The sequence below is a fragment of the Streptomyces sp. NPDC003042 genome (assembly GCF_053591315.1).
Map to the genome: position 1 here is coordinate 1 of NZ_JBSFTP010000047.1, position 17320 is coordinate 17320.

Consider the following 17320-nt stretch of genomic DNA (forward strand, 5'->3'; position numbering starts at 1 on the left):
GCGGATTTGTGCGCCCGCCTCTACGGTGGCGGGCACGACCGGCCTTCCCCCTGTTCCCCTCAACCGCGCCGTGCCCGGCGTGAGCGTCCGTGTGGTGATGCAGACCGGCTGCGGGCCGTACGCGTACATCGTCGTCGACTTCGAACCGCCCGGCGAAAGCGGCGAGACGGAGCCGGGGACGGGGCCGTGACCGCGACGGCGGTCCGTCCCGCCGGGTCCCGGGTCAGGCGGGGGCCGCGCGCCCCAGGCCGTGCATCAGGAGGGCGGTGAACGAGGCCGCCCAGAGCGTGTCCACCGGTTCGGCGCTCACCAGGGCGCGGTGCACCACCGTGCCCGCGATCACGTCGAAGATCAGGTCCGTGGTGCGGTCGGCGAGGTCCTCGTCCTCCTCGTACGGGAGTTCGCCACGGGCCTGGGCCCGTTCGCGGCCCTGTACGACGAGACGTTTCTGCCGGTCCACGATCGCCGACCGGATCCGGTCGCGCAGGGCCTCGTCCCGGGTGGACTCGGCGACCACCGCCATCAGGGCCGTACGGGCCTCCGGGCGCCGCAGCAACTCCGCGAACTGCAGGACCACGTACTCGATGTCGGCTTCGAGGGAGCCCCGGTCGGGGAGGTCGAGTTCGTCGAACAGCTCGGCCACCGCGTCCACGACCAGCTCGTTCTTGCCCGCCCAGCGCCGGTACAGGGTGGTCTTGGCGACGCCGGCCCGGGTCGAGACGTCGCCCATGGTCAGCTTCGACCAGCCCAGGTCCACCAGCGCGTCCCGCGTCGCGGCCAGGATGGCGGCGTCCGCGGCGGCGCTGCGGGGGCGTCCGGTGCGGCCGTGGGGGGAGCTGGTGCCGGGGGTCGGATGGGGCATGGCCGCGACCATACCCGCCAGTACGGGAACCGGGCGGTACCGATCCGGTGTGGTTGAGATCACGGGCGCGGCGGGGTCCGGGGGAGTTACGCTACGGCTCGTAGCGTAAGAGCGACAACCACGCGAAGGCTACTGGCGTCAGGTGGGGACCCGGCGCCGAACAATTCGGCACGTGATCTTTCGGGATCTTTTTCGTCGGCGCGCGCACTCGGGGGAGGATGTACGCATGCAGCCCAGAAACATGTCCATGAGCGGCGTCGTAGACCTCGCCGCGGTGAAGGCGGCCGCCGAGGCCAAGGCGAAGGCCGAGCAGGCGCGCGCCGACGCGGCCCGGCAGGGTGGCGGCGGCGCGGCCGGCGCGCCCGGCGGCGCCGTTCCGCCGTCCGCGCTCGTCATCGACGTAGCGGAAGCCGGCTTCGAAAGCGACGTCATCCAGCTCTCCAACGAGGTTCCGGTCGTCCTCGACTTCTGGGCCGAGTGGTGCGAGCCGTGCAAGCAGCTCAGCCCGCTCCTGGAGCGGCTGACCGTCGAGGCGAACGGCCGTGTCGTCCTGGCGAAGATCGACGTCGACGCCAACCAGACGCTGATGCAGCAGTTCGGCATCCAGGGCATCCCGGCCGTCTTCGCCGTGGTCGCGGGCCAGGTGCTGCCGCTGTTCCAGGGCGTGGTGCCCGAGCAGCAGATCCGCGAGACCCTCGCCCAGCTGATCCAGGTCGCCGAGGAGCGCTTCGGTCTCGTCGGCCTCCAGGTCGACCTCGACGCCGAGGGCGCCCCGCGGGCGGCCGCGGCCCCGGCCGCCGCGCCGGCCGGCCCGTACGACGCGCTGCTGGAAGCGGCGGTCGTGGCGCTGGACGCGGGTGACCTGGGCGGAGCCGTGCAGGCGTACAAGAACGTACTGGCGGACGACCCGGGCAACACCGAGGCGAAGCTGGGCCTGGCCCAGGCCGAACTCCTCTCCCGGGTGCAGCACATGGACCCGCAGTCGGTGCGCGCCGCCGCGGCGGAGAACCCGCGGGACCCGGCCGCGCAGATGGCCGCGGCCGACCTGGAGCTGGCCGGCGGGCACGTGGAGGACGCCTTCGGGCGCCTGGTGGACACCGTCCGGGTGACGTTCGGTGAGGACCGGGACTCCGTGCGGGTGCGGCTCCTGGAGCTGTTCGAAGTCATCGGGGCGGACGATCCCCGGGTCTCGGCGGCCCGTACGGCTCTGGCGCGGGTGCTCTTCTAGGCCGGTCTGCGACGGGCCTCCGACCGCCGTGAGGCCACCGGCGATTTATTGACACGTAGATGAACAGCGGTCGCGCTTTGCCAAAACTTGGTAATCGCGGCCGCTGTTACTGGCAGTAAGTCGAACCCCGTGAACTGTCCGGTGTGTTCACTCTTCCGCCGATTGTCGTGGCCCTCGGTGACACCCTGTGTCGCCGCCCGACGGCGCTGGGTCGCACCCCGGTTATCCAGCCGTTACCCGCCAGTAACGATCCCCCTTGTGCCCCGGCCGGGAATGCACCACGATCGGCGACGCTCGGTCCTTCCCGCGGAGCCGCTCACCCGGAGCCGCGGTGCGGGGTCCCCACCGAGCCGGCCGGTGGCAGTGGCACCGGCCGTGGGACAGGGGGGTCTTTGCCCACCGGCAGAGCCTGTCCTCCAGGTTGCGCGAACGCGTGGCCCAGTGGTTGTCGCTCGGGGGTGAACGCCGGTGTACGGACGTGGTTCGCCGCGGCTCGGCCGCCTGCGCTCCTTCCCGAGGACGTAGCACTTCTCCCATCCCAGGACGGGCACCGCCCGGACCGGAGATGTACGTCCGAGAAGGAGGAACGATATGAGTTCTCAGGTTCGTGGTGGGACCAGATGGAAGCGCTTCGCGCTCGTCATGGTCCCGAGCATCGCGGCCACGGCCGCGGTCGGTGTGGGTCTGGCGCAGGGTGCCCTCGCAGCGTCCTTCAGCGTGTCCGGCCAGGACTTCAAGGTCTCGGCCAAGGAGCTCGACGGCGAGAACCTGATCCAGTACGGCGGCATGGCCGAGGGTCACAACCTCAAGGGCGAACCGGTCAAGCACCCGGTCACCATCTCGGGGTTCAGCAAGGCCAAGATCACCGACATGTGCCAGTCGCTGGTGACGCCCACCCCGCTCGGCAACGTCACGTTGCAGCTGCGGACGGGCCACAAGGGCACGCCGGCCGAGGCGACCAACATCTACCTGGATGTGGCCGAGCTCGACACGGACGCCGAGTTCACCAACCTGGACATCGGTGTCGCCGTTAGTGACCCGAGCCACAAGACCAAGCCGCAGGCGGGCACGGTCGACGAGAAGAACAAGTACGCCTTCTCGCAGCGTGCCGAGCGCGCGGTCCTGTCCGACGTGAAGCAGAAGGCGTGGGCGACGACGGCGGGCACCTTCAAGCTGCCCGACCTGAAGCTGCGTCTGTTGGGTGGAGACAAGCCGTGCTACCAGGACTCCGAGGTCCAGTAGCCATTCCGGTGCGTGACCGGGAGGGAGGGCGGCCGTTGTCGCTCGCCCTCCCGGACTCCACACAGTTTTCCGTACCACCGTTTCCAGGGAGCTGTTGTCCATGAACGCCGAGGCCCCGGTTCGCTCCGAAGACGAACATTGGCTCACCGTGGTGCGTTACCGCTTTCGTGACTGGAGGGGACACCGCCCCTTCTGGGCGGGGCTCTTCGTCTTCTTCGGGGGCTTCCCGATCGCGTACTTCCCTTACGCGGACCTTCGGCTGGGCAACGTCACCCTCGCCATGGCGACAACCGCCGGCGCGGGTTCGCTGATCATCGGCGTCCTGCTGATGACGCTGGGGGCCGCCCTCTGGTTCCAGCAGAGCATCCAGGTTTTCGCCGGCGTCGCCTCGATCCTGCTGGCCCTGGTGTCCCTGCCGGTGTCCAATCTCGGCGGCTTCTTCATCGGCTTCCTCTTCTCCCTGCTCGGCGGCGCCCTCGCGCTCTCCTGGGCCCCAGGTACGCCGGCCGACCCCGGGGTGGAGCGGGACGCGGCGGCGGCCAAGGCGGAGGCGTTCGCCGACTCTCCCCTCAACCTTTCGGGTCCCCGGGACACGGAAACGGTTTACGCGACAGAGACGACTGCCCACGCCGATGGCGGGAGGAACAGTGCGGGGTGACGAGACGCACCGGGGCGTGGCCCCAGGCGCAGAGTCCCGTGAAATAAAGGGCCCGCGCCACGCGGCGCCCAGGAAGTCGCTGCTGAACAAGCTCCAGATACCCGTCGGCAAGACGATGGCACTGGCGGCGATGCCGACGGCCGTGTTCGTCGGGTTGGGCATGGCGCCGAAGCTGGCGCTGGCCGACGAGAAGGACATCCCCTTCGCGCCCGGCCCGTGTGTGACGCGGTCCGACGAGCCTACGCAATCGCCGTCGCCGTCGCCTTCCAAGTCTCCGTTGCCGAGCGCGAGTACGTCGCCCGGCGCGAGCGCGGCGCCGAAGCCGGGGGCGACCCCCTCGGCGTCGAAGCCCGCCGAGACCCCGAAGACGCCGAAGCAGAGCTCCCCGACGGCCACACCGTCCGCGAGCGCCTCACCGTCCCCCTCGGCGTCCAAGACCCCGAACCCGCTGGACCCGCTGGGTGTCGGTGACGCCGTCAAGGGCCTCGTGGACGAACTCGGCAGGCCCCTCCAGGGCGCGGTGAAGCCGGCCACCCCGACGCCCACCGCGACCGCCACGACCAAGGCACCCACCCCCGACCCGTCGGCGGACGCGATCCGCGAGGCGGCGAAGAAGGCGGGCGTCACGGTCGAGGAGCTGCCCCAGGACGTCAAGGACACCGCCAAGTCCCCGAAGGACGAGACGGGCAGGACGGCCGACGAGGAAGAGGACGAGGACGAGGACAAGACCTCGCCGTCCCCCTCGGCTTCGGCGACGACGGACGCGGACGGGAAGCAGCCCTTCCCGTGCCCGACCCACGACGCCCAGGCGCTGGCCGACGCCAAGATGGAGCAGGGCATCCCGCTCCTGCCCGACGAGCCCTGGTACCTCGACAGCTCGCTGCTGACCCTCTACGGCCTGGACTACGAGGGCATCGTCGAGGTGAAGACGGCGGGCGGCAAGACCAAGAAGGTCCTGAAGTTCACGGCGGACAAGCTGGACATCAAGGACCTCTACCAGACGGTCGGCAAGGAGGGCGACGTCGCCCACCTCAAGTCCCGTCCGGGGTCCACGTCCACGATCCGCGGCGGCAAGGTGACGATGTACACCGAGAGCCTCAAGGGGAACCTCTTCGGGATCATCCCGGTCGAGTTCACCCCGAACACCCCGCCGCCGCTCAACGTCCCGTTCGCGTTCTTCTCGGACGTCAAGGTCGTCCAGGCGGGCCAGTTCGGCGGCAACCTGACCGTCCCGGGCCTGAAGAACTACATCGGCCCGCCGGAGTAGCCGCTCAGCGCTCCGAGGAACGAGGAAACACCGAGGGCGGCACCCCGCAGCGATGCGGGGTGCCGCCCTCGGTCTCTGTGCGGCAGAGTCGGGCGGTCGGGCGACGTCAGTCGCGGGCGCCGCCGGCCAGGTGGTGGACCCGGACCATGTTGGTGGTGCCCGGGACGCCGGGGGGCGAGCCGGCGGTGATGATCATCGTGTCGCCGTTGTTGTAGCGCTGGAGCTTGAGCAGCTCCGCGTCCACGAGGTCGACCATCGCGTCGGTGTTGTCCACGTGCGGGACGACGTACGACTCGACGCCCCAGCTCAGCGTCAGCTGGTTGCGGGTGTGCGTGTCGGTGGTGAAGGCCAGGATCGGCTGGGAGGCGCGGTAGCGCGACAGCCGCCGGGCGGTGTCACCGGACTGGGTGAAGGCGACCAGCGACTTCGCGTCCAGGAAGTCCGCGATCTCGCAGGCCGCGCGGGCGACGGAACCGCCCTGGGTACGGGGCTTCTTGCCCGGGACGAGCGGCTGGAGGCCCTTGGACAGGAGTTCCTCCTCGGCCGCCGCGACGATCTTCGACATCGTCTTGACGGTCTCGATCGGGTAGGCGCCCACGGAGGACTCGGCGGACAGCATGACCGCGTCCGCGCCGTCGAGGATGGCGTTGGCGACGTCGGACGCCTCGGCGCGCGTCGGGCGCGAGTTGGTGATCATCGACTCCATCATCTGGGTCGCGACGATCACCGGCTTGGCGTTGCGGCGGCACATCTCGATGAGCCGCTTCTGGACCATCGGGACCTTTTCGAGCGGGTACTCGACCGCCAGGTCGCCACGGGCCACCATGACCGCGTCGAAGGCGTCGACCACGGCCGCCATGTTCTCGACGGCCTGCGGCTTCTCGACCTTGGCGATGACGGGGACCCGGCGGCCCTCCTCGTCCATGACCTTGTGGACGTCCTTGATGTCGCCGGCGTCGCGGACGAAGGACAGGGCGACCATGTCGCAGCCCATCCGCAGCGCGAAGCGCAGGTCGTCGACGTCCTTCTCCGACAGGGCGGGGACGTTCACGGCGGCACCCGGCAGGTTGATGCCCTTGTGGTCCGAGATGACACCGCCCTCGATGACGATGGTCCTGACGTGGGAGCCGTCGACCTCGATCACCCGGAGTTCGACGTTGCCGTCGTTGATCAGGATCTGGTCACCCTTGGCGACGTCGCCCGGGAGACCCTTGTAGGTGGTGCCGCAGATGGACTTGTCACCGGGGACGTCCTCGGTGGTGATGGTGAACTCGTCACCGCGCACCAGCTCGACGGGACCCTCGGCGAAGGTCTCCAGGCGGATCTTGGGGCCCTGGAGGTCGGCGAGGACGCCGACCGCGCGCCCGGTGTCCTCGGAGACCTGCCGGACGCGGTCGTACCGCTCCTGGTGTTCTGCCTGGGATCCGTGGCTGAAGTTGAATCGGGCCACGTTCATACCTGCCTCGATGAGCGCTTTCAGCTGCTCATACGAGTCGACGGCGGGGCCCAGCGTGCAGACGATTTTGGAACGGCGCATGAAGCGGATCCTATCGGGTTTGTTTCGCAGTGGAATATTCCGTCTGGTGGAAAGTCCAAAGTGACTAACGGGTAACCAGCGCGTACGCCTGGCTCGCGATCTCCAGTTCCTCATCGGTCGGGACCACGGCCACGGCCACCCGGGAGCTCGGCGCCGACACCAGCCGGGACTCCGAGGACCGCACCGCGTTGGCCTCCGGGTCCAGCGTGAGACCCAGTTCCGCCAGGCCCGTCACCGCAGCTTCCCGGACGGCCGACGCGTTCTCGCCGACGCCCGCCGTGAACGTCACCGCGTCCACCCGCCCGAGTACCGCCGTATAGGCGCCGATGTACTTCTTCAGGCGGTGGACGTAGGACGCCAGCGCCAGCCGCGCCGCCTCGTCGCCCTCGTCCGCGCGCCGCTGCACCTCGCGCATGTCGTTGTCGCCGCACAGGCCCAGCAGACCGCTCTTCTTGTTCAGGAGCGAATCGATCTCGTCGACGGACAGACCGCCGACCCGGGCCAGGTGGAAGACGACCGCCGGGTCCAGATCGCCCGACCGGGTCCCCATGACCAGGCCCTCCAGCGGGGTCAGGCCCATCGAGGTCTCCACGCACACCCCGCCCCGGACGGCCGACGCGGAGGCGCCGTTGCCCAGGTGCAGCACGATCACGTTCACGTCCTCGACCGGCCTGCCCAGGAGGGCCGCCGTCGCCCGGGACACGTAGGCGTGCGAGGTGCCGTGGAAGCCGTACCGCCGGATGGAGTACTTGTCGGCCGTCGCCGCGTCGATCGCGTACCGCGCCGCGTACTCCGGCACCGTCGCGTGGAAGGCCGTGTCGAAGACGGCGACCTGCGGGATGCCCCCGCGCAGTTCGCGCGCCACCTCGATGCCGGTCACGTTCGCCGGGTTGTGCAGCGGGGCCAGCGGGATCAGACTCCGGATCTCCGCCAGCACCTCGTCGTCGATCACCGTCGGCCGGGTGAACTTCGTGCCGCCGTGCACCACGCGGTGTCCCACGGCGGCCAGTTCGGGGGAGTCCAGGCCCAGCCCGTCGGCGGCCAGCTCCGCCGCGACGGCCTTCAGCGCCGCCTCGTGGTCGGCGATCCGGCTGAGCCGCTCCCGCTTGCCGCCCGCCGCTCCGGGGCCGGTCAACGGTTCGTGCACGAGCCGGGAGCCGTCCTCGCCGATGCGCTCCACCAGGCCGACGGCGAGGCGGGAGCGGTCCGCCATGTCCAGGAGCTGGTACTTGACCGACGAGGAGCCGGAGTTGAGGACGAGTACGCGCGATGCGGTCACGGGTGCGGTGCCTTCTCGTGTGGGGTGCGACATCAGCTGGGCTGCTGCTGGGACTGGGTCTGCGACTGCGCCTGGATCGCGGTGATCGCCACGGTGGTGACGATGTCCTGCACCAGCGCACCGCGCGAGAGGTCGTTGACCGGCTTGCGCAGACCCTGGAGCACCGGGCCGACCGCGACCGCGCCCGCCGAACGCTGCACGGCCTTGTACGTGTTGTTGCCCGTGTTGAGGTCGGGGAAGATCAGCACGCTCGCCCGGCCGGCCACGTCGGACTCCGGCAGCTTGGTCGCGGCCACCGAGGGCTCCACGGCGGCGTCGTACTGGATCGGGCCCTCGATGAGCAGCTCCGGGTGCCGCTCGCGGACGATCTCGGTGGCCTTGCGGACCTTGTCCACGTCCGCGCCGGTCCCGGAGGTGCCGGTCGAGTACGAGAGCATCGCGACCCGCGGCTCGACGCCGAAGGCGGCCGCGGTGGCCGCGGACTGGACGGCGATGTCGGCCAGCTGCTCGGCGTCGGGGTCCGGGTTGACCGCGCAGTCCCCGTAGACCAGGACCTTGTCGGCCAGGCACATGAAGAAGACCGAGGAGACGATGGAGGCGTCAGGCTTGGTCTTGATGATCTCGAAGGCGGGGCGGATGGTCGCGGCGGTGGAGTGCACCGTGCCGGAGACCATGCCGTCGGCCAGGCCCTCCTGGACCATCAGGGTGCCGAAGTAGTTGACGTCGGTGACCACGTCGTGGGCCAGCTCGACGGTCATGCCCTTGTGGGCGCGGACCTCGGCGTAGTACTCGGCGAAACGTTCCCGCAGGGGCGAGGTCGCCGGATCGATGAGCTGGGCGGCCGAGATGTCGATCCCCAGGTCGGCGGCCTTCTTCAGGATCGCCTGCTCCTCGCCCAGCAGGGTCAGCTCGCACACCCCGCGCCGCAGCACCACGTCCGCCGCGCGCAGTACGCGCTCCTCGGTGCCCTCGGGCAGGACCACGCGGCGCCGCTCGGAGCGGGCCCGCTCCAGCAGCTCGTGCTCGAACATCATCGGCGTGACGCGCTCCGAACGGGCCACCGACAGCAGGCCGCGCAGTTCGGCGGTGTCCACGTGCCGCTCGAAGAGGCCGAGCGCGGTCTCCAGCTTGCGCGGGGTCGCGGAATTCAAACGGCTTTGTAGCGAGAAGAGTTCGGCGGCCGTCGGGAAGCTGTTGCCGGCCACCGAGACGACCGGGGTGCCGGGCGCCAGCTTCGAGGCCAGCGTCAGGATGTCCCGGCCCGGGCGCTCGTTCAGGGTCAGCAGCACACCGGCGATCGGCGGGGTGCCGGAGGCGTGCGCGGCCAGCGCGCCGATGACCAGGTCGGAGCGGTCTCCGGGGGTGACGACCAGGCAGCCGGGGGTCAGGGCGTTCAGGAAGTTCGGCAGCATCGCACCGCCGAATACGAAGTCCAGGGCGTCGCGCGCCAGCCCGGCGTCGTCGCCGAGCAGCACCTCGCCGCCGAGCGCCCGGGTGATCTGGGCGACGGTCGGGGCCGACAGGGACTTGTCGTCCGGCAGTACGTAACAGGGCACGGGGAGCCGGGCGCCGAGCCGCTCGGCTATGAGGTCCCGGTCCTCGGGGGCCACCCGGTTCACGACCATCGCCACGACGTGACAGCCCAGGCTCTCGTAGGCGCGGTGGGCGCTCTGGGCCTCGGCGCGCACGGCCTCGGCGGGGTGCTTGGTGCCGCCCACGACGGGAATGACGACCGCGCCGAGCTCGTTGGCGAGGCGGGCGTTCAGTGCCAGCTCGTCGGGCAGGTTGGTGTCGGCGTAGTCGGTGCCCAGGACCAGCATGACCTCGTAGTCGCGGGCCACCCGGTGGTACCGGTCGACCAGCCGGGAGACCAGCTCGTCGGTGCCCTTCTCGGCGAGGACGGCGGAGGCCTCGTGGTACTCCATGCCGTAGGCCGTCCCGGCGTCCTGGTCGATCCGGTAGCGGGCCTTGAGCAGGTCGAAGAGCCGGTCGGGTGCGTCGTGCAGCAACGGGCGGTACACACCGACCCGGCCTGTCTGCCGGGTCAGGAGCTCCATGATCCCCAGTTCGACGACCTGCCGGCCGTCCCCCCGCTCGATACCGGTCACGTACACGCTGCGCGTCACGCGTGCTCTCCGTCCATGGTGTGTTTCATCCCGTTTGGGATGGGCTCGGCCTCTTGACGATACCTCTGCGGCTGGATAGGGCGCCCGCCGGGAAAAGGCCCAGCTCGGGAGGGTCGAAGGGCCTGGTGGATGGAGTAGCGCGAAGAGCGGGACACCCCCCGCCCGTGGAACAATCGGACAGGCTTCACTCATACGCCCTTCATATGTACGTCATGTGGACGGCTCGCCGCCCGCACGCGGACGGCCACGTGTACGACCACGTGTACGACCAGGAGCAGGAGACACAGCACGATGCGTATCGGAGTTCTCACCGCAGGCGGCGACTGCCCGGGCCTGAACGCTGTCATCCGGTCGGTCGTACACCGTGCCCTGGTCGGGCACGAAGACGAGGTCATCGGCTTCGAGGACGGCTTCAAGGGCCTCCTGGACGGCAACTTCCGTCCCCTCGACATCAACGCCGTCAGCGGCATCCTGGCCCGGGGCGGCACCATCCTCGGCTCCGCGCGCATGGAGCGCGCCCGCCTCCACGAAGCCGCCGAGAACGCGGCCGAGTTGGCGAAGCGGTACGGGCTCGACGCCCTGATCCCGATCGGCGGCGAGGGGACCCTGACCGCCGCCCGCATGCTGTCGGACGCCGGGATGCCGGTCGTCGGCGTGCCCAAGACCATCGACAACGACATCTCCTCCACCGACCGCACCTTCGGCTTCGACACCGCCGTCATGGTCGCGACCGAAGCCATCGACCGCCTCAAGACCACCGCGGAATCGCACCAGCGCGTGATGGTCGTCGAGGTCATGGGACGCCATGCGGGTTGGATCGCCCTCGAGTCCGGCATGGCCGGCGGCGCCCACGGCATCTGCCTGCCCGAGCGTCCCTTCGAAGTGGACGCCCTGGTGAAGATGGTGGAAGAGCGCTTCGCCCGCGGCAAGAAGTTCGCCGTCGTCTGCGTCGCCGAGGGCGCGCACCCGGCCGAGGGCTCCATGCCGTACGAGAAGGGCGCCATCGACGTGTACGGCCACGAGCGCTTCGCCGGCATCGGCAACCGCCTCGCCGTCGAGCTGGAGCGGCGCCTGGGCAAGGAGGCCCGCCCGGTCATCCTCGGCCACGTCCAGCGAGGCGGCACCCCCACCGCCTACGACCGCGTGCTCGCGACCCGCTTCGGCTGGCACGCCGTCGAGGCCGTCCACCGCGGCGATTTCGGCAACATGACCGCTCTGCGCGGCACCAGCATCGTGATGGCCCCGCTGGCCTCGGCCGTCACCGCGCTGAAGACCGTCCCGAACGACCGGATCTACGAGGCCGAGTCGGTCTTCTGACCGGCACTTCCCTCGTCACGCACCGCCGGCCAGGGCCCAGAACCGGTCCAGGATCTCCGCGAGGAACTCCCGGCCGGCGTCCCCGTTGTCGGTGGCGCCCCCGCCGCCCCAGCTGAGGGTCGACATCATCCGCGACTGGTAGTCCTGGTGCAGCATCTCCAGGGCCCGCTCCAGGTGGGCCTTGGGTATGGGCAGCAGCTTGGCCAGCGGCTTCACGTACGCCTGCCAGCGGGTGGTGACCGCGCTGCGCAGCAGGTCGGCGAGTTCCTCGTGCTTGCCGGTCGCCGTCATGAACTGGGCCAGCGTCAGCCCGAGCACCGAGGCGAGGGTGGCGGACTGCCGCTCGTTGCCCTTCCAGCGGCCCGTGTCCTCCATCTTCTGGTAGACGTTCGTCTCCATCCCGATCCGTCGGGCCAGATCCTCGGAGTCGAGGCCGCGGGCGATCCGGTGCTCCCGCAGGGTGACCGGCTCGGCGAGCAGCTCTGCCGGGGAGCACCAGAGCACGCCCGCGAGCGCCGTCAGCTCGGTGGAGGTCGGCGAGATCTCGCCCCTCTCCCAGGCCATCACTGTCTCGGGGGCGACAAGCAGTCCGTACTGGGCCCGCAGGCCATAGGCGACATGACCGGGAGCCATGCCCAGGGCCGCGCGCAGACGACGCGCGGCGGGGGCATTGAAAGGTGGGCTGGAGTGCACATGGCACACCGTAGGAGTGGCTGAGGCATGTCGACTACCAACCAAACAAACAAGCCCATAACTCGTAGGAAGCTCCTATGAAGTTCTGCGCTTTGGCCGGGTTTCCCTGCGACTGACCGGTAATCGAGTCGTTCGAAGATCCATTGACAGCGTACGGATCCAGCCACGCCATTTCAGGTACCCGGGCATACCCCTGAAGTGATCCCGCTCACACGCCCTGAACCGGAGGCCCGTCCCGTACGTGATCCATGCCGGGGCCCTCGCATACGGGGGTGGCGAGGGCCTCGACGACTTTCGCGTCCTGTCGCCTTGCCTTGACGTCGGCGTCAAGGATTACGGTCGGGCCATGCGAATCGGCGAACTGGCCAAGCGGGCCGGGACCAGCACGCGCACCCTGCGCTACTACGAGGCGCGGGGGCTGCTCACCGCGGGGCGGGACGGCAACGGCTACCGCGCCTACGACGAGGACGACCTGCGCCTGCTGCGCCAGATCCGCACGCTCCAGGACTTCGGCTTCGAGCTGGAGGAGACCCGGCCCTTCGTGGACTGCCTGCGGGCAGGCCACCCCGCCGGCGACTCCTGCCCCGCCTCGCTGGCCGTCTACCGCCGCAAGCTCGCGGAGCTCGACGGTCTGATCGGCCAGCTGGCCGACGTACGCGATCAGGTCGCGCGGCAGCTGGCCAGTGCCGAGGAGGCCGCCGGGGAAGCGGCGGCTCCGCGGTGCGAGATGACGGGCTGAGCCGCGCGGCCGCGGGGCGGACCGATCGCACCACACCACACCACACCACACCACACCACACCACACGAGAGGGGAATGACGATGACGCGTGCCCAAGGGGTCGCGGAAGTGACCGACGCGGACTTCGCGGCGCGGGTGCTGGAGGAGCGGGGGCGGCCCGTCCTGGTGGAGTTCACCGCCGACTGGTGCGGGCCCTGCCGCCAGCTCGCCCCCGTCCTGTCCGCGATCGCCGCCGAGGAGGCCGAGCGGCTCAAGGTCGTCCAGATCGACGCGGACAGCAACCCCGAGACCGTCACGCGGTACGGGGTGCTGTCCATGCCGACCCTGCTCGTCTTCCGCGACGGCGAACCCGTCCGGCAGATGGTCGGGGCGCGCGCCAAGCGCAAACTGCTCCAGGAACTGGACGAGGTGCTCGTTACGGCCTGAACCAGAGCGTCGCCAGCGGCGGGAGCGTCAGCCGCAGGCTCGCCGCGCGCCCCTGGGCCGGTACCGGCTCTGGGCGCAGCGGCCGGCTGTCGTGGATGCCGCTGCCGCCGTAGACCTCCCGGTCCGTGTTGAGGACCTCCCGCCACTGCGGCACCTCGTCGGGCACTCCGAGCCGGTAGTCGTGCCGGACCACCGGTGAGAAGTTCGAGACGCACAGCAGCGGCGACCCGTCCTGGGCGTAGCGCAGGAACGCGAACACGTTGTCCTCCGCCGCGTCCGCCTCCACCCACGCGAAGCCCTCCGGCATCGTGTCCCGCTCCCACAGCGCGGGCGCCGCCGCGTACGTGTGGTTCAGGTCGCGCACGAGGTCGCGTACGCCCCGGTGGTCACCGGCCGCCGAGTAGGAGGAGTCCAACACCCACCAGTCCGGGCCGTGCGCCTCCGACCACTCCGAACCCTGGGCGAACTCCTGCCCCATGAAGAGCAGTTGCTTGCCCGGGTGGGCCCACATGAAGCCCAGGTACGCGCGGTGCGTGGCCCGCTGCTGCCACCAGTCGCCCGGCATCTTCGAGGCCAGCGCCTGCTTGCCGTGCACCACCTCGTCGTGCGAGATGGGCAGGACGTAGTTCTCGCTGAAGGCGTAGATCATCCCGAAGGTCATGTCGTGGTGGTGGTACTTGCGGTGCACCGGCTCCTTCGACACGTACCGCAGGGTGTCGTGCATCCAGCCCATGTTCCACTTCAGGCCGAAGCCGAGCCCGCCGGCGTCCGTCGGCCGGGTCACCCCGTCCCAGGCCGTGGACTCCTCCGCGATCGTGACGACACCCGGGCAGCGCCGGTACACGGTCGCGTTCATCTCCTGGAGCATCGCCACCGCGTCCGGATTGTCCCGGCCGCCGAACTCGTTCGGCGCCCACTCGCCCTCGCCGCGCGAGTAGTCCAGGTACAGCATCGAGGCCACCGCGTCCACGCGCAGCCCGTCCACATGGAACTCCTGGCACCAGTACACGGCGTTGGCGACGAGGAAGTTGCGGACCTCCTTGCGCCCGTAGTCGAACTCCAGGGTCCCCCAGTCCGGGTGCGCGGCCCGGCGCGGGTCGTGGTGCTCGTACAGCGGCCGCCCGTCGAACTCGGCGAGCGCCCAGTCGTCGCGCGGGAAGTGCGCCGGCACCCAGTCGACGATCACCCCGATCCCGGCCCGGTGCAGCGAGTCCACGAGGAAGCGGAAGTCGTCCGGACTGCCCATCCGCGAGGTCGGGGCGTAGAAGCCGGTGACCTGGTAGCCCCACGAGCCGCCGAAGGGATGCTCGGCGACCGGCATCATCTCCACGTGTGTGAAGCCCAGTTCCTTCACGTACGCGGGCAGCTGCTCCGCGAGCTGGCGATAGCTGAGCCCGGGCCGCCAGGACGCCAGGTGCACCTCGTACACCGACATCGGCGACCGGTGCAGGGGGCGGGCGCCGCGCGTCGCCATCCACTGGGCGTCCTGCCACGCGTACCGGGACGCCGTCACCACCGAGGCGTTGGCGGGCGGCACCTCCGTGTGCCGCGCCATCGGGTCGGCGCGCAGCGTGTGGCTGCCGTCCGGGCGGGCGATGTCGTACTTGTACAGCGTGCCCTCGCCCACCCCCGGCAGGAACAGCTCCCACACACCGGTCGAACCGAGCGAGCGCATCGGGTAGGCGGTCGGGTCCCAGTACGCGAAGTCCCCGCTGACCCGTACGCCCTGGGCGTTCGGCGCCCACACCGTGAACCGGGTGCCCGCCACCCCCTGGTGCTCCATCGGCTGGGAGCCGAGCGCCGTCCACAGCTCCTCGTGCCGGCCCTCGCCGATCAGGTGCAGGTCCAGCTCGCCGAGGGCGGGCAGGAACCGGTACGGGTCGTGGACCTCGATCTCGTCGCCCTCGTACGCCACCAGCAGCCGGTAGTCCGGCACCCCGGTCAGCGGCAGCAGTCCGGAGAACAGGCCGTCCCCGTCGTCGAAGAGCTCCGCCCGCAGCCCCTTGGCGAGGATCGTGACGGTCTTCGCGTACGGGCGCAGCACCCGGAAGGTCACCCCGTCGCGCCGGGTGTGGGCGCCGAGCACGCCGTGCGGATCGTGGTGGCGGCCCTCCAGCAGCCGGGACCGCTCCTCCCCGCCGAGCGCGGGTGCGGGCCGCACGCCGTGGGCGGGGGCGGGGGCTCGGCGGGCGCGTGGCGTCTGGGGCTTCTGAGACTGCGGCTTCTGAGTCGGCGGCTTCTGGGTCTCCGGCGTCTGGGTCGGGGGCTTCTGCGCCGCCGCGTCGGGGGCGCCGTGTCCGGAAGCCGTGGACGGCGTGGTGGTGGAGGGAGACTGACGAGCGGCGCTCACGTGTGGGGCCTCCTAGGTGGCTGCGGGCGGGGGTGGCGGGAGAGGGACAGGGGCGGGGGGGAGAGGGGGGAGGGGGCGAAGCCTTCACCGGTGGCGGGTGCGGCGCCGGGAGCGGGCATGGTCCGGCCGAAACTCCGGTCCGTGCCGGAGGCCAGGCGGCGGATCGCCGCCATCGGGACGTGCAGCCAGTCGGGGCGGTGCCGGGACTCGTAGCGGGCCTCGTACACCGCCTTGTCGGTCTCGTACGCGCGCAGCAGTACGGGATCCTCGCGCGGATCGCGGCCGGTGGTGCGGGCGTAGCCCTCGCAGAACGCGCCCCGGCAGGCGTCCGCCCAGGCGGGGGCGAACGGCCGGTGCGAGCGGGCGGCGTAGTCGAAGGAGCGCAGTATCCCGGCGATGTCGCGCACCGCCGGTTCCGGGCGGCGGCGGTCCGCGAGCGGCCGGGCCGGCTCCCCCTCGAAGTCGATCAGCGCCCAGCTGCCGTCGGAGGTGCGCAGGGTCTGGCCCAGGTGCAGGTCCCCGTGGATGCGCTGCGCGGAGACCCCGGCGCCGCGGGAGGCGGCCAGGGCGTCGAACGCGCCGCGCAGCCCCGCCTCGTAGGGCCGCAGGGAGGGCACCTCCCGGGCGGTGGCGGCGAGGCGCGCGGTCATCCCGGCGGCGAGCCGGGCGGTCTGCTCGGGGCCGAGCGCGAGGGTGGGCAGGGCGGCGGCCAGGGCGCTGTGCACCTCGGCGGTGGCCCGGCCGAGCGCGTGCGCCTCGGTGGTGAAGTCGGCCCCGGCGCCCAGCCTTCGCAGGGCCAGCTGCCAGCCGTCGTCGGAGCCGCGCAGGTAGGGCTGGAGGACGCCCAGGGTCAGTGGTTCGCCCGCGGGCAGCTCGGCCTCGTACCAGGCGACCGGCGCGGGCACCCGGGCGCAGCCGGCGGCGGCCAGGGCTCTGGGCAGCTCCAGGTCCGGGTTGACCCCGGGGCCGACCCGGCGGAACACCTTGAGGATGAACGAATCTCCGTAGATGAGCGAGGAGTTGGTCTGCTCGCCGGACAGCGGCCGGGGCAGGAGCCCTGCCGGGATCGGCGCCGCCGGGTCCCGGTCGAAGCGGAGCGGGCCGAGCAGGCCGGGGGCGCGCAGCCGCTCCAGCAGCATGGCGGCGAGCCGGGGGTCGCCCAGCGCCTCGTACACCGCCTTGCCCGCGTACGGGCCGTCCTGGGCGCGGCCGATCAGGGCGGGGGCGAGCCCCGGGGGCAGTGGGGACGGGCGGATGCCCAGCAGGAGCTGGTAGCAGTCGCCGTCCACGTCCAGCAGCAGGTGCAGCAGCCCTGGTGTGGAGTCCGGCGGGAGCAGCTCGGCCGCCGAAACGGTTCTGAGCCTGCTGATGGTGCGCCCCTTGCCCGCGAACCAGCGCTGTGCGGGCAGCCAGGCCCTCAGCATCGGTTCCAGCGGGCCGATCCCGGTCCATGCGGCCCGGTCGGCCGTCAGCCGGCTCCGGGCGGATGCAGCCTCCGACATGGCGTCGCGTCCTTTCCCCGGGCCGTCACAGAATGCGCAGAGTGTCCCGGATGCGCGGCAGTTGCTTCTCCGGCAAGTGCGAGTGTCGGGTCAG

At 70.9% G+C, this 17320-nt stretch carries 15 protein-coding genes; 8 read left to right on the plus strand and 7 right to left on the minus strand.

Annotated elements, in window-relative coordinates; genetic code table 11:
• Nucleotides 1-190: hypothetical protein (locus tag ACWDYJ_RS22305; RefSeq protein WP_451567332.1), on the plus strand; the 190-nt coding region annotated here is incomplete at its 5' end.
• 33 nt (nucleotides 191-223) lie between these two features.
• On the opposite strand, the gene ACWDYJ_RS22310 is transcribed toward ACWDYJ_RS22305, so the two are convergent.
• Nucleotides 224-862, minus strand: coding sequence for a TetR/AcrR family transcriptional regulator (locus ACWDYJ_RS22310; RefSeq protein WP_451567333.1), 639 nt, complete (start codon nucleotides 860-862; stop codon nucleotides 224-226).
• A gap of 226 nt (nucleotides 863-1088) precedes the next feature.
• Between ACWDYJ_RS22310 and ACWDYJ_RS22315 the strand changes: the two genes are divergently transcribed.
• The 4 genes from ACWDYJ_RS22315 to ACWDYJ_RS22330 all read left to right on the plus strand — a co-directional run bounded on the left by ACWDYJ_RS22315 (nucleotide 1089) and on the right by ACWDYJ_RS22330 (nucleotide 5257).
• Nucleotides 1089-2090, plus strand: coding sequence for a tetratricopeptide repeat protein (locus ACWDYJ_RS22315; protein ID WP_451567334.1), 1002 nt, complete (start codon nucleotides 1089-1091; stop codon nucleotides 2088-2090).
• A gap of 591 nt (nucleotides 2091-2681) precedes the next feature.
• Nucleotides 2682-3332 carry a DUF6230 family protein gene (locus tag ACWDYJ_RS22320; RefSeq protein WP_451567335.1) on the plus strand — a complete coding sequence of 217 codons (651 nt, stop codon included), beginning with the start codon at nucleotides 2682-2684 and terminating at the stop codon, nucleotides 3330-3332.
• A gap of 100 nt (nucleotides 3333-3432) precedes the next feature.
• On the plus strand, nucleotides 3433-3990 hold the full coding sequence (locus ACWDYJ_RS22325) for a DUF6114 domain-containing protein (protein WP_451567336.1): 558 nt from the start codon (nucleotides 3433-3435) through the stop codon (nucleotides 3988-3990).
• Nucleotides 3980-5257 carry a hypothetical protein gene (locus tag ACWDYJ_RS22330; RefSeq protein WP_451567337.1) on the plus strand — a complete coding sequence of 426 codons (1278 nt, stop codon included), beginning with the start codon at nucleotides 3980-3982 and terminating at the stop codon, nucleotides 5255-5257. The genes ACWDYJ_RS22325 and ACWDYJ_RS22330 overlap by 11 nt, the downstream gene beginning before the upstream one ends.
• Before the next feature lie 106 nt (nucleotides 5258-5363).
• On the opposite strand, the gene pyk is transcribed toward ACWDYJ_RS22330, so the two are convergent.
• From pyk to pta, 3 genes are all read right to left on the minus strand, one after another.
• Entirely contained in the window at nucleotides 5364-6794 is a 1431-nt protein-coding gene (pyk, locus tag ACWDYJ_RS22335) for a pyruvate kinase (RefSeq protein WP_451567338.1), read from the minus strand.
• Between the two features lie 64 nt (nucleotides 6795-6858).
• Nucleotides 6859-8073 (minus strand): acetate kinase, encoded by a 1215-nt coding sequence (locus tag ACWDYJ_RS22340; RefSeq protein ID WP_451567339.1) that lies wholly within the window; start codon nucleotides 8071-8073, stop codon nucleotides 6859-6861.
• Nucleotides 8074-8105: 32 nt separating this feature from the next.
• Nucleotides 8106-10199, minus strand: a complete 2094-nt coding sequence (gene pta, locus ACWDYJ_RS22345; RefSeq protein WP_451567340.1) for a phosphate acetyltransferase — start codon at nucleotides 10197-10199, stop codon at nucleotides 8106-8108.
• Between the two features lie 291 nt (nucleotides 10200-10490).
• Between pta and ACWDYJ_RS22350 the strand changes: the two genes are divergently transcribed.
• Nucleotides 10491-11516: an ATP-dependent 6-phosphofructokinase gene (locus ACWDYJ_RS22350; RefSeq protein WP_451567341.1), complete on the plus strand. Its 1026-nt coding sequence runs from the start codon at nucleotides 10491-10493 to the stop codon at nucleotides 11514-11516.
• A gap of 15 nt (nucleotides 11517-11531) precedes the next feature.
• Here the strand turns inward: ACWDYJ_RS22350 and ACWDYJ_RS22355 are convergent, their stop codons facing one another.
• Entirely contained in the window at nucleotides 11532-12149 is a 618-nt protein-coding gene (locus tag ACWDYJ_RS22355) for an XRE family transcriptional regulator (protein WP_451567375.1), read from the minus strand.
• 406 nt (nucleotides 12150-12555) lie between these two features.
• Between ACWDYJ_RS22355 and ACWDYJ_RS22360 the strand changes: the two genes are divergently transcribed.
• Nucleotides 12556-12948: a MerR family transcriptional regulator gene (locus tag ACWDYJ_RS22360; RefSeq protein ID WP_451567342.1), complete on the plus strand. Its 393-nt coding sequence runs from the start codon at nucleotides 12556-12558 to the stop codon at nucleotides 12946-12948.
• 81 nt (nucleotides 12949-13029) lie between these two features.
• Nucleotides 13030-13374, plus strand: coding sequence for a thioredoxin (gene trxA / locus ACWDYJ_RS22365; protein ID WP_451567343.1), 345 nt, complete (start codon nucleotides 13030-13032; stop codon nucleotides 13372-13374).
• On the opposite strand, the gene glgB is transcribed toward trxA, so the two are convergent.
• Together glgB and ACWDYJ_RS22375 are read right to left on the minus strand one after the other, a co-directional pair.
• Entirely contained in the window at nucleotides 13364-15724 is a 2361-nt protein-coding gene (glgB, locus tag ACWDYJ_RS22370) for a 1,4-alpha-glucan branching enzyme (RefSeq protein ID WP_451567344.1), read from the minus strand. The genes trxA and glgB overlap by 11 nt on opposite strands.
• Entirely contained in the window at nucleotides 15721-17226 is a 1506-nt protein-coding gene (locus ACWDYJ_RS22375; RefSeq protein ID WP_451567345.1) for a maltokinase N-terminal cap-like domain-containing protein, read from the minus strand. Before ACWDYJ_RS22375 ends, glgB begins: the two co-directional genes overlap by 4 nt.
• Nucleotides 17227-17320 lie beyond the last annotated feature (94 nt).